Origin of the sequence: Colwellia demingiae (assembly GCF_007954275.1) — a bacterium.
Lineage (GTDB): Bacteria > Pseudomonadota > Gammaproteobacteria > Enterobacterales > Alteromonadaceae > Colwellia > Colwellia demingiae.
Genome location: NZ_VOLT01000004.1, coordinates 289,292 through 302,516 on the forward strand (window position 1 = coordinate 289,292; position 13,225 = coordinate 302,516).

At 37.7% G+C, this 13,225-nt stretch carries 11 protein-coding genes; 4 read left to right on the top strand and 7 right to left on the bottom strand.

The features are described from left to right. Window positions 1–2: 2 nt before the first annotated feature. From pcnB to ESZ36_RS09420, 6 genes are all read right to left on the bottom strand, one after another. On the bottom strand, window positions 3–1,427 hold the full coding sequence (pcnB, locus tag ESZ36_RS09395) for a polynucleotide adenylyltransferase PcnB (RefSeq protein ID WP_146786775.1): 1,425 nt from the start codon (window positions 1,425–1,427) through the stop codon (window positions 3–5). A gap of 221 nt (window positions 1,428–1,648) precedes the next feature. Further along, the gene (locus tag ESZ36_RS09400; protein WP_146786778.1) at window positions 1,649–2,341 is read right to left on the bottom strand and encodes an SDR family oxidoreductase; all 693 of its coding nucleotides are present in this window, start codon (window positions 2,339–2,341) and stop codon (window positions 1,649–1,651) included. Between the two features lie 327 nt (window positions 2,342–2,668). Beyond that, window positions 2,669–3,616, bottom strand: coding sequence for a tRNA glutamyl-Q(34) synthetase GluQRS (gluQRS, locus tag ESZ36_RS09405; protein WP_146786781.1), 948 nt, complete (start codon window positions 3,614–3,616; stop codon window positions 2,669–2,671). 41 nt (window positions 3,617–3,657) lie between these two features. Then, complete coding sequence (gene dksA / locus ESZ36_RS09410) at window positions 3,658–4,104, bottom strand: RNA polymerase-binding protein DksA (protein WP_011045037.1); 447 nt, start codon at window positions 4,102–4,104, stop codon at window positions 3,658–3,660. Between the two features lie 273 nt (window positions 4,105–4,377). Then, window positions 4,378–5,091 carry a DNA/RNA nuclease SfsA gene (gene sfsA, locus ESZ36_RS09415; RefSeq protein WP_146786784.1) on the bottom strand — a complete coding sequence of 238 codons (714 nt, stop codon included), beginning with the start codon at window positions 5,089–5,091 and terminating at the stop codon, window positions 4,378–4,380. Window positions 5,092–5,166: 75 nt separating this feature from the next. Beyond that, a complete protein-coding gene (locus ESZ36_RS09420; protein WP_146786787.1) occupies window positions 5,167–5,598 on the bottom strand; it encodes a hypothetical protein in 432 nt (143 codons plus the stop codon). A gap of 556 nt (window positions 5,599–6,154) precedes the next feature. Between ESZ36_RS09420 and hrpB the strand changes: the two genes are divergently transcribed. Together hrpB and mrcB are read left to right on the top strand one after the other, a co-directional pair. Continuing rightward, window positions 6,155–8,686 (top strand): ATP-dependent helicase HrpB, encoded by a 2,532-nt coding sequence (gene hrpB, locus ESZ36_RS09425; RefSeq protein WP_170235814.1) that lies wholly within the window; start codon window positions 6,155–6,157, stop codon window positions 8,684–8,686. Between the two features lie 85 nt (window positions 8,687–8,771). Then, the gene (gene mrcB / locus ESZ36_RS09430; protein ID WP_146786792.1) at window positions 8,772–11,081 is read left to right on the top strand and encodes a penicillin-binding protein 1B; all 2,310 of its coding nucleotides are present in this window, start codon (window positions 8,772–8,774) and stop codon (window positions 11,079–11,081) included. 112 nt (window positions 11,082–11,193) lie between these two features. Here mrcB and ESZ36_RS09435 read toward each other — a convergent pair whose 3' ends face one another. Beyond that, window positions 11,194–11,538, bottom strand: a complete 345-nt coding sequence (locus ESZ36_RS09435) for a DUF3718 domain-containing protein (RefSeq protein WP_146786795.1) — start codon at window positions 11,536–11,538, stop codon at window positions 11,194–11,196. A 475-nt stretch (window positions 11,539–12,013) separates the two neighbouring features. On the opposite strand from ESZ36_RS09435, the gene ESZ36_RS09440 reads away from it, so the two are divergent. After that, on the top strand, window positions 12,014–12,391 hold the full coding sequence (locus ESZ36_RS09440; protein ID WP_146786797.1) for a YebG family protein: 378 nt from the start codon (window positions 12,014–12,016) through the stop codon (window positions 12,389–12,391). A 30-nt stretch (window positions 12,392–12,421) separates the two neighbouring features. Next, window positions 12,422–13,195, top strand: a complete 774-nt coding sequence (locus ESZ36_RS09445; protein WP_146786800.1) for a M48 family metallopeptidase — start codon at window positions 12,422–12,424, stop codon at window positions 13,193–13,195. The last annotated feature ends 30 nt before the right edge of the window (window positions 13,196–13,225 follow it).

Sequence of the window (13,225 nt, forward strand, 5' to 3'; positions counted from 1 at the left end):
CGTTACGATTCAGGTGGTTTTGCAGCAGGCTTACGACGTTTCTTTGCTGGGCGTCGTTTTGCGCCTTGTGGCAATTTCACGCCCTTGATCATTTGAAGACGGGCTTCATTTGAGACCTCTTGAAAATCTGTCCACCAATGAGCCAATTCTTTAAGCTCATCTGTATCTTCTATTTGGGCGCGTAATAATAAGAAGTCATAACCTGCTCTAAATTTAGGATGCTCTAACGTTTTAAATGCTCGTTTCCCTTCGCGGCGGCCTAACTTATCTTGCAGGATCCAAATGTCTTTAATGACTGCTTGGAAACGCTTAGGAATCGCAATACTGCGTTGCTGCTCTGGCATGATTTCATTTAGGGCAGCAAAGAAGATATCTTGTGGGGTCAGTTGAGTAGTGACTTTAATTTGTTGAATATGCTTTTGTAATGGATACCAAAGCATAGCGGCAAATAAAAATGCAGGTGTTACTCGTTGATCATTGTTTATTCTTTTGTCAGTGTTTTCCATCGCCAGCATAATAAAGTCGAGTAAAAAACGTTGTTCGTCTGATTCATTGTTAAGTGCTTGTTCAACAGCAGGGAAGAAATAACCAAAGAGGTCATAACTACGTAGTTGCTCAAAGTTAGCTACAGCTTTACCTGCTATGAACATTTTCAAGAATTCTTCAAATAAACGAGCCGCAGGAATATTGGCCATTAAGGTAGATAATTCTTTGATTGGTGCTTTAGTATCATCACTTATTTGCATATCAAGCTTGGTGGCAAAGCGGATCGCTCGTAACATACGCACTGGATCTTCACGATAACGCGTTTCAGGATCGCCAATTAAGCGAATTACCTTATCGTTTACGTCTTGAACTCCATTGGCAAAATCATAAACTTTAAAGTCTTTAGCTGAGTAATATAGTGCATTGATAGTGAAGTCTCTACGTTCAGCATCTTCCTCGATACTGCCGTATATGTTGTCACGCAATAGCATGCCATCTTCGCTTTGCTTAGAGGTTGTCTTGCAGCTTTTTTCCTGTTCAGAGGCATTGGCATGATGGCCCCTAAATGTTGCAACTTCAATTATTTCACGACCAAAAACAATGTGTGCTAAGCGAAAACGTCGACCAATTAAGCGACAATTTCTAAATAGCTCTTTAATTTCATCAGGTGTTGCATTGGTTGCAATATCAAAATCTTTAGGTTTAAAACCTAATAAAATATCACGAACGCCGCCACCAACAAGGTAGGCATCAAAACCACCTTTATTTAAGCGGTATAATACTTTAAGTGCATTTGGGCTAAGTAATTGACGTGAAACTGGATGTTGATCTCGTGAGAAGATCAATGGATTATCAAAGGATGCAGTTGTAACATTAGTGTTGCTACGGGCGCTTTTGTTAGCGTCCTTTTTAGGGATCGTTTCGGCGATAGTTTTACTCACTTTTTTGGAGAAAACTCTTTTGCATAAATTAATAACGCTTTTGATAGTCACAGGCCTTTAATACAGACATAAAATAGTGGCGCAATGATATAACAGTGCAGGGCAAAAGAGAATAACTGTCGTGGTAAATAGCATGAAAAAGCAGCAAAAAAAGGATAGAAAAATCAGCCTGAGAAGCAAAGCTCATTTTTCTTTCTTAAACTGAATTTTTTAGACTCAAATTACCAGGGTAATGTTTCGCCATTTGAGTGCTTAAATACACCTGAATCTGCCATGGTTAAGTTATCCATTAAGGCGAGTAAGCGTTCTGCCGCAACGTTGGCGCTGATATCACCATTACGTAATACGCCATCGCAATTTACCATCTCGGTTTGTACATAACCAGGATGATAAATACCGACGGCGATATTTTCATTACTGAGATCTCTTGCCAATGATACTGACGCAATATTAAGTGCAGCTTTTGACATGCGATACCCATATCTGCCTCCAGATGTATTATCCGTGACAGAGCCCATTCTAGAAGTAATCAAGCCAATTTTGCTACCTGAAGATAAGTTAGCAAGTAAAGCCTGGCTCAAACAGAGTGGCGCAAGCGCATTAACATTAAATTGCTCAATAATGGTGTCTTTGTTTAAATCACTAAGTTGCTCATCACGTAAAATACCCGCATTGTTGATCAATAAATCAATGCTGATACCGCTAAGGGATGATACAGCTTTCTCGATACCTGCCTGGGTAGCAATATCTATTTTCTCAACCACATTGACACCAAGTGCATCTAGATCTTTAGAGCTTTGGCGACAAAGTGCATAAACGATATCACCACGTTGTTGGCAGATTTTAGCCATGGAATACCCGATGCCACGATTGGCACCAGTGATTACGATAGTATTGTGTGTATTGGTAGACATAATATTTCCTCATATACCTGCTCCACTTGAAGATGCTCGTTTCAGGAAATCTGAGCGAATCATAATCAAGGCACATTTTCTGTTAATGGTTATTCCGTTAAAAACAAATGTAACGACGAATATGGTTTGCTCAGGTCACCCCAAAGGGCTGGTTTATAAACGCTTTAAGCTGCGTTATTGATTTCGATAATAGAATAACTATTATCTTCAATCAATGCCTTACCTAAAGGCGTTTATAATTCCAGCTGAATCCTGCATCTTCAAGTGGAACAGGTATAGACCTATATTTTTCAATGAGTTGTGCTTCAAAAACTAATTTCGCTTAGCTTAATCAATGTTTATCTCAAAAACTTTGGGTACAAGGTCCCGTTGCCAATGAATTATCGCCCATTTAATTATTTCTTCAACGCTAGCACTAACTAACTCAGGCATAGGTGTTTGGCCCAAAAAAATTAGTGCAGCAACAAGCGCAGGTTGTGGCTTAGCATTATTAATTGCGGGCGCTTTATTTTGCTTACTAAGCTTATAACCATCATTCGTTATTGCTAAAGGAATATGGCCATATCGTGGCGTTGTGCATTTTAAAAAGTTATTGTTTAATGTTTTAAAAAGAGTTAGTTGTCTAGCTGTGGGTTCGAGTAAGTCACAGCCCCTAACTATATGGGTAATGCCCTGTGCAATATCATCAGCGACTACTGCAAGTTGGTAAGCAAACAAGCCATCTTTACGATGAATAATAAAATCTTCATTAGCTAATGCTTTATTACAAACAACGTCATCTTGAAATATGTCATTAAATTGATGTAAGCCATATTGGTTAACAAGCCTTGCAGCGCTGTTTTGTGATTTATAATTAGCTGTGCGGCAATGGCCTTGATATATGCCGCCATTAGCCTTGATTTGAGAGCGAGTACATTGACAATAATAGCTTAGTTTATGTTGCGATAAATTGAATAAAATATCACGGTAGTATGGAGATTGAGTACTTTGATAAAGCACTGTTTCATCCCAGTGTAGCCCAAAAGCGTCAAGTGTCTTTAATATTGCCGTGCTGGCGCCTTTTTGCTCACGAGGCGGATCAATATCTTCAATGCGAATTAGCCATTTTCCTTGCTCTCCGCGATTATTAACAAACGCTTTTGCATCAAGAAAACTCGCTAAAGCAGCGATAAGAGAACCAAAATGAAGTAAACCGGAAGGGGATGGAGCAAAGCGACCACGATATTGATAAGCCTGCTTAGGCTCTAGTGGTCGCTTGATATGCAAGTTTTGCATGTTAACTATGTCTAGTTACAAGTGGCTAAGGTTAGCTACTTTTAGCCAGCCATTTGGCGTTCTTTAATTTCAGCTAACGTTTTACATTCAATACAAAGATCGGCAGTAGGACGGGCTTCTAAACGACGAATACCAATTTCTATGCCACAAGACTTACAAAAGCCAAAGTCGTCATCTTCAATTAACTGTAAAGTTTTTTCAATTTTCTTGATAAGTTTACGTTCACGGTCTCGTGTACGTAATTCAAGACTAAACTCTTCTTCTTGAGCCGCTCTATCCACAGGATCTGGAAAGTTTGCTGCTTCGTCTTGCATATGCGATACGGTACGATCAACTTCTTCACGTAACTGTAGGCGCCAAGCATCTAAAATTTTCTTAAAATGCTCTTGCTGAGGCTCTTCCATGTACTCTTCGCCAGCTTTTTCTTGATATGGCGCAACGCCTGCTAAGGCAAGAATACCTAGTGGCTTGTGTTTATTTGTTGGCATGCTTATTCTCCCAATGCTACATAGACCAAGGCAATTTATTAATATATCACGTTTTACGTAATATGATGCCTTTGTTGTAAGTGCCAATATGTTATATATGACCCGATGAATCAGGACTATATTGTGTCGCTCATGATAAAAATCAACAAATTAGCTAAAATAAATATTTTATTTAATGTTATCAACTAGTTAATGAAAATTATGATTTTCACACTGTTATTTAAAAATTTTGAGCAAGCTCTTTTAGCAATTTTTACTAGGGTGAGTCAATCTTTATCGTTCAATAAAGGGAATTTTTTCTACTAAATTAAAATCAAGCTCTCCGAGTTTTAGTGAAAAAGCTGCTTTGTAGGCTATTATTTCAACACCAGCAAGGCGAGCTTCATTGAGTAACTTTGCATAGGTTGGATCAATATGGCTAGCGGCAGAAATATCATTGATACCACTATGTAAAACGGCAAATAATAAGACAGCCCTATGCCCTTGTGCGACCATGTCCATTAATTCACGTAAATGTTTTTGTCCACGTGTAGTTACAGCATCAGGAAAATAGCCGTGGCCACTCTCTAATAATGTGACTGATTTGACTTCAATATATGTATCAGGAGCATGATTATAAGTTGCTAAAAAATCAACCCGGCTGTTTTCATTGCCGTACTTTACTTCTCGTTTTAATTCATCGAAGCCTGATAATTCTTTGATCAAACCTTGGTGTAATGCCTCTTCCACCAACTGATTAGCGCGCAAGGTGTTGACGCAAATAAAGTGGTCATCTTGACTTTGGGTGATCTCCCAGCTAAATGGATACTTTCGCTTAGTGTTGGTCGAAGTGGTATACCAAACGGTATCATCTGGCTCTGCACAACCTTTCATCGCACCAGTATTAGCACAATGTATGGTTGTTTCCTCACCGCAATTAAGTTCAATATCGGCTAGAAAGCGTTTATAACGCTTAATTAATTTGGCGTGTTGTACTTGAAGTATCATAGTATAATTAGCTAATTAAGTTAGTAGCTCATTATACTGTAGTTTTATGTTGGTATTGTCATTTTAATTAACAAGTTAAGCCTTTCGTTGTTTGTTTTTTAATAAACTTGCTTGTTCTATAAAATCATTTAGCCAATCAGTAGCAATCTCGCTATCACTAAAAACATGAAACTCTATTTGGCAGTCGTGGTAAATACGTTGTAGTTGCATTTGTTGCATATCTGCATAGGCGCTATTTAAAATAACAACAGCAATAGCAATCATGCCTTTTTCTTGTCGATACTGAGTTGTTTTTCTTAACTGCTGTTCGGCATCAGGGGTGAAAACACTACTGCCACGAAAGGTAATTAATGACCCCCATGGTTCACCACTCATTTTTTCTATTATTTGTTTTATATCTTGATGATAATTTTCCGCAGTCACGTCATTAAATGGTTCTTGTACATCAACCAATAAAATATTACTTTGTTGTTCAATGATATAACTTCCATGTGCCGAATGTTGCATGTTATTTCCTCTCTGATTGTCGCTGATTAATAAAGGGGAACGTTCAGTAATAACAGTCTTTAATTAATTTGCCAAGTAAGCATAGAAATATTTTTTTGCAAGTTTTAGTCTAAAATTTTTAGTATCCGAATGATCTTTTTTTTAACTTAGCTGGGAGTATATGTTTTTTCGGCTTTTTATCTTACTTTCTGCCAAAGTTCCTCTTAAAATACTAGTCTAACTTTAGATAAAATTATTTTGTATGTATTGCTGCTTGCGCCAACTTTGTATCTTATCCATTTTACTTTACAAGCTAATACGTTTGGTTAATCAGTTTCATCACCATGTAAGCATGGTCCTTATAGAAAAACTCACGGCTGTTGGCCAATTTAATAAGCATTACCCAACTATGTTATCGAGTTAACTTCATTAAAATTGAAGGTATCTAATTGAGTAGTAGACAGCTATTGATATTGAATACGGCGATGAAGTTTATTGTTTAGACTGTTTGGCAATATGCCCGACAACTAATAATTGTTATGATAGCAGTCATATTTTTAATAATTTAATTTTGTCGATGACCGTGACCACTTCTTTACCCATAGAAGCAATTAAGCAACAGTTTTGCCAAAACCTTGATGAGCAAAATACTCTCATATTATCGGCTCCTCCTGGAGCGGGTAAATCAACCTGCTTACCTCTATGGTTATTAACGTTGCCAAGTTTGGCTAATAAGAAAATTTATTTGCTGCAACCTAGACGTTTGGCTGTTAAAAATATAGCAGTATTTTTAGCTGCACAACTGAAAGAGAAGGTAGGAGAAACTGTTGGGTATCGATTACGTAATGATAGTAAAACATCAGAAAATACCCGTCTTGAGGTAATAACTGAAGGCATATTAACGCAGATCATTCAAAAAGATGCCGAGCTGTTAGGTACTGCATTGGTTGTTTTTGATGAGTTTCATGAACGAAGTCTTCAGGGCGACTTAGCTTTTGCACTCACCCGTGAAGTACAAACAGAGTTACGGCAGGATTTAAAAATACTGTTAATGTCTGCAACGTTAGACATTGAATATTTAAGCCAAGCACTACCTGATGCTCACCTATTGAGTAGTGAAGGGCGAAGCTATCCAATAGAGGTGAGTTATCAAGCTCCTAGGGCTCATCAACGTTGGCGTGAACATGCGTTGGCAGTTATCAAAGATAAAATGTTTAACCACATGGGCTCAATCTTAGTTTTTTTACCGGGTGTGGCCGATATTCGGTTTTTACTTGATAGCTTAATGGCTCAACAAATGGAAAGTGTTAAAATTTGCCCTTTATTTGGTGAGCTGAGTTTAAAGGAGCAGCAGCAGGCAATAGCACCTTGTCCAAGTGGACATCGTAAAATTGTTTTAGCTACAAATATTGCAGAGACTTCATTGACCATTGACGGCATTGATCTTGTTATTGATTGCGGGCTTGAAAAAGTTGCTGTTTTTGATAGTGCTAGTTTGATGAATAAGCTAATGCAAAAGCAAATATCAAAAGCTTCAGCTGTACAAAGAGCGGGGCGAGCAGGGCGATTAATGCCTGGGCAGTGTATTCGCTTATATGGCAAAGATGATTTTGAACGTAGACCGTTGCATAGTGTTAATGATATTCAACAAGCAGATTTACTACCGACACTTATTGAAGCTGCTCGATGGGGAGTCACAGCCTTAGCCGAGTTACCTTTATTGGAACTGCCCAGTAAAGCAAAGGAGCAACAAGCATGGCAAGAACTAGTAAGCCTAGACATTGTTGATAATAAATACCTACTAACCAAGCACGGTGAAAAAGCATCTTGCTTGCCTTGTCATCCACGTTTTGCTCATATGATATTAATGGCACAAACCCAAGGGCCGAATAGCACGTTATTGGCTTGTTTAATCGCCGCTTTACTCGAAGAACGCGATATTTTAAAAGGAGAACAGGCGAAATATGATTGTGACCTCATTCATCGGTTGCAATTGCTTATTCGGTATAAGAGTAATAAAAACCCATTGTTAGAGCGGATTTTACAGCAAGCGAGTCGACTTGCTCAAAACGTACAATTACGTTTTAGCGTACATTCTCTTGATTTAGCAAAAACGGGTGTACTGCTCGCTTATGCTTACCCAGAACGTGTTGCTAAAACCCGGGGAAATCATGGTGACTTTATTTGTGTTAATGGCAAAGGAGCGTTAGTGAATGAACAAGATGCTTTAGCAGGTGAAGGCTTTATTGTTATCGCTCAAACGAGTCAACTAGGTAGCCAGTTAACGGTGAGATTAGCTAGTCAAATCAGCTTAGAAGAAATCACCGATACTTTTGCTGCACAAATAAAACAGCAAGACATAGCAAATTTTGATATTAAAAGCGGCAGAATAATCGCTAAAAGGCAAACATCATTAGGTGCAATAGTCTTATCAGAACAGCCATTAAAACAAGACGTAACAGCTGAAACAATTAGTGCTATGTGGTGTGGTTTGGTGATGAAAAAAGGGCTGGGTTTTTTATCTTGGCAGGCCAAAGATCTAGCGCTCAAGGCTCGTTGGCTGTGGTTGAACAAGTATTTTCCGGAATATGATTTAGCGATGATCGATGATGATCTGCTATTAACAAAATTAACAACGTGGTTTGCTCCGTTTGTTGGAAGCATAAAAACTAAAGCGCAGCTCGATAAACTCGACTTATCACAAATGTTATTATCTTTACTTAGCTATCAAGAACAAAAAATATTAAAACAAGCTGCGCCTACTGTTTATGTTGGGCCTACAGGAAGACATTGCCCTATTAGTTATTCTCAAGATGAATCTCCAAAAGTTTCATTACCTATGCAAGAATTATATGGCCTAACAATAACACCCAATGTTGGCGTTATTGCGGGTATAAGTGAACAAAATCAAGGTATACCTTTACTTTTAGAGCTACTTTCACCCGCGCAACGGCCTATTCAAGTAACACAAGATTTAGTTAAATTTTGGTCTGGTAGCTATCAAGCAGTGCAAAAAGACATGAAAAGCCGTTATCCTAGGCATTATTGGCCAGATGATCCTGTTAACGCTAAGGCAACCAATAAAATGAAGCGTCATATAAAAGAATAACTAGTGTTGGAGTTGGGGAGTATTTAACTTCTCAGTTGCAAAAATAATCAGTAAAAATTAACAGCCTCAAGCATATCGAAAAATAATGTCAATAAATAAAGCAACAAAACGCAGTAGCCCTGTGGTCAAAGAAAAGTCAATAATGCGCCGAATAGGTATAACTTTAGGCAAGTTGATTATTGCCACTGTGTTTACGGTAGGAATATTTTCTATTTATCTTGACGCTAAGGTAAGGAAAAAATTTGAAGGTCAGCGTTGGCAAGTACCTGTACAAGTTTATGGTCAAATAAAAAAATTGCAGCTAGGTGAGCAGGAAAACCTAGAAGAAATAGCGCAATCACTAAAAGTTAATGGTTATCAGAAAGTTAAATTTGCCACTCGAGCCGGTCAATTTTCTCAGTCGTCAGAACGTTTGAATATTTTCCAACGTGCTTTTGATTTCGCTAATGGAGTCAATTACGCACAACAACTCAGTATTGAAGTCGTTAGCGAAATTGTTGTTTCCCTGAGTGTTGACGAGCAAGCGGTTACTACATTAATGCTTGAACCACAGCTACTTGCGCGTTTAGTTCCTGATAATAAGGAAGATCGTGTACTGGTGTCGCTAGAAGAAGTGCCGAGCCAATTGATTGATACCTTATTGTTAATTGAAGATCGTGATTTTTATCATCATCATGGCGTTTCACCCGTTGGTATTTTTAGAGCACTACTTAATAATATTCGTGCTGGACGTACGGTGCAAGGCGGTAGCACGTTAACTCAACAACTAGCAAAGAATATGTTTCTAAATCGTGAACGGACACTTTCTCGAAAAATTAAAGAAGCACTAATGGCGGTGATTCTAGAACTTAGATACAGTAAAGATCAACTGTTAGAGGCTTACATTAATGAAGTCTATTTAGGGCAAAATTATGCCAATGGCGTTTATGGTTTTGGCTTAGCCGCACAGTTTTATTTTGGTAAAAAAATTAATGAATTAAGCCATGGTCAAATGGCTTTATTGATAGCTCAAGTTAAAGGACCAAGTTACTACGACCCATGGCGTCATCCAGAACGTGCGATAGAACGCCGAGACCTTATTCTTAGGCTTATGTTTGAACAGCATTTATTATCACTGGTTGATTTTGAACAGGCAGCAGAATCAACACTGTCTATTAGGTCGAATAGACGGTTAGCCAAAAAAAATTACCCTGCTTATTTACAACTGGTTAATGCAGAACTAAATCAGCACCTGTCGAGTTTTACTCAAAAATCAGGTATTAAAGTATTCACTGGATTTTCACATAGAAGCCAGCAATTATTAGAGCAAAGTGTTGCCAAGCAATTACCCTTACTAGAACGGAAATACCACCAAAAAAATCTAGAAGCGGCAATGGTGGTTACTGATATTGCCAGTGGTGAAATTAGAGCGCTCGTCGGTGGTAGGGAAAGTGGTTATGCTGGATTTAATCGAGCGCTTAATGCTAAACGTCATATAGGCTCATTAATTAAACCAGCCATTTATGTTGCGGCACTCGAGCGTTATCAGCAATATAATTTTGCCACTATCTTAGATGATAAGGCTATTACTTTAAGAAATGGTACCGGTAAAAAGTGGCAACCTAAAAACTATGATGGAAAATATCGAGGGCAGGTTTCATTAATCGAGGGTTTAGTCTTTTCACTTAATGTACCCACTATTAATTTGGGTATGAGTTTAGGTTTGGATAGCGTAGCTGATGCTATTAAAGCATTGGGATATCAGCAAAAACTTCGAATGCGCCCGTCTGTTTTATTAGGTGCCATTAATATGTCGCCATTGGAAATTAACCAATTATATCTATCAATTGCTAACCACGGTTATTACCAAAAGTCCCATACCATCACCAAAATTCTCTCCTCAAACAACGAGACGCTCTGGCAAAAGCAGCAATCAAGTGAGCAACGTTTATCAAGCAATGCTGCCTACTTACTTGATTACGCTTTAGGAAGAGTCACTCAAGTGGGCACCGCTCGATCACTGACTTGGCGTTTAAATAACAAAAAAGTCGCGGGTAAAACAGGCACAAGTAATGCCTTACGAGATAGTTGGTTCATCGGTTATGACAGCAAACATTTAATAACAACCTGGTTGGGTAAAGATAATAATAAACCAACGGGTTTAACCGGGAGTAGTGGAGCGCTGCCTTTATTCGCTGATTTCATAAAGAAACAGGGAGTTGTAAATAAAATAGAGGCTAAACCAGAAAGTATAGTGGTTACTCTTTTTGAGCAACAGACGGGTAATGCCGTAACAGATAAATGCGCCAATACGGTGATTTATCCTGCCGTGCGAGACGGTATAATTACTTCAAAAGACTGTTTACAAGAAAAAGAGGACCATAGGTCTTGGTTTGAAAGGGTTTTTGGTGAGTAGTCATTTTTAAGCTTAATAAAAATAGTGGCTAGAGGATATATATAAAGCAGGATTCAGGTTAAACATGAACGCTCAATACTATCCTCTTGAGCGTTCTTATTTAGTGGGCAATTTAAAAAGTCACGCTAACTTTTGACAATGCGGCAACATCAGTGATGCGTACATTACCTAAACTTTTTTGTAATTTGGCCGCCGTTTTATCAGCACCATAGCTTTCAGCAAAGCTGATAACATCTTCACCATTACACATTAGTTTTAATGCGACTGTTTTAGTTTTTAGGCGATAATATTTAGTTGTGCCTTTGAATTTTATCACACTATTGCTTTTAGCGGCTTTACAAACATCAATCAAGGCTTTTTCCATATAGGGAGTCATTGCTGCTTGGCTGGGTAAACTAATAGCTAATAAAGGTAAAGACGCGGCAAGAGCAAGTAAGGTTTTTTTGAAAGTAGTCATGGTAGTTCTCCATAGGTTTATTTTATATCGTTAGTTTTTATTCGTCCTCGTTATACAAGGCACATCATAATAGTGGACTCTTTTTAGTTAAAAGTTGTAACCATTTACCCAGAGGATGTAACTAAAAATCAAGCATTAATTGGCGTATATTCTTTAAGTGATTGATTGTTTGTTTATTCAGCTGTAAACCTTGTTTAATCGTGACATTAACACTTACATTTGGTGATACTTTGACATACGAAAGTTGTAGTAGAAACGATTAAACTTGCGATGATTGACTGGTTTTTAAAAGCTTCAATGATCTAGCTTATTGAAAGTAGTTATATTGAACTGTTTTTATATACAGTTTTCGTGTTGATTATGCTATCGTGGTTAATATTATTTGAGTAAACGTTAATTTAATGCTTTAGGTATTAATTTTTTAACAGCGTGATGGGCCTTTAATTAGCTCAAAATGTAAGAATGGGGAAATCTAATGGCAGTTGAAAGTCGGTTTGTAGTGATTAGAAACGGGGTAGAGGCGAAAACATTTATGGATAAGAAATCGGCTGATGAATATGACAAAATGTTGGATATGGCAGATAACTTAAGCCAGATGTTCTCTCAATCTTCGGTAGAATTAAGTGATAGTGCTAATGAAGAATTAAGTATTTTCTTGGCACAGCATAGAGAAGAAGTACTTGTTGCTTTATTAGCCAAAAAACCGACAAAAGTAATCGTTAAAAAATTAGTTGAAAAAGTAACTGATTTGCCTATTACTGATCTCGCCGAAACTGAAACAAAAAAGCCGGCAGCTAAAGCAAAAAAAAGTAAAGCTAAAATAACGGCGACCAAACTGAGTGAAGCTAGTTAATTGAATATGATGTGTTGTGGTTAACATTCTATGCTTGAATATAAACTTATTCGTAGTAAGCGTAGGAAAACACTCGCGCTGCAGGTGAAACATGGTCAAGTGACTGTGAGAGCTCCTCATTATGTGACGTCAGCATTTATTGATATTTTCATTCAAGAAAAATCAGCTTGGTTGCGTAATAAGTTAGCAGAGCAACAAAAAACACCCGATGCCTGTGACTTCAGTCAAGGTTCAAGCTTGCTTTATTTAGGTGAGAAAGTCACTCTCAATACATGCATAGCAAAAAAATCTGAAGTATATTTTAGTCATAACGTCACTTCTGAAATAGAGTCATGTACTTATCAAAATACAACGAATAAGCTGCTCAATGTCGCTATAAGTGAAAGAACTAATGCTAAGTTAACAGTACCTTTAGCAAAAGCTAAACAGATAAAAAAGCAACTAGAAGTTTACTTTAAGCAGCAAGCTGAACAATTAATCATCGAGCGCCTTGAAACTATTAGTAAAGAAATATCATTGTGCCCATCAATAATAAATATTCGTCAGTACCGTGCTCGTTGGGGAAGTTGCAATAATCGAGGTGAATTAAGTTTCAATTACCTTTTAATGATGACGCCCTTGTACGTTATTGATTATGTGATCATTCATGAGTTATGCCATTTAGAGCATTTAAATCACTCTAAAGAGTTCTGGCAACTCGTTGAAAAATTCTGCCCAAACTATCAAATAGCTAAAAAATGGCTTAGTACTTATCAATCGCAATTACAGTGGCACCTCCCCCTACTACCGCTAAGAAAAAACTAGAAGATCAATGATCTTCGTCACAAATTTAGA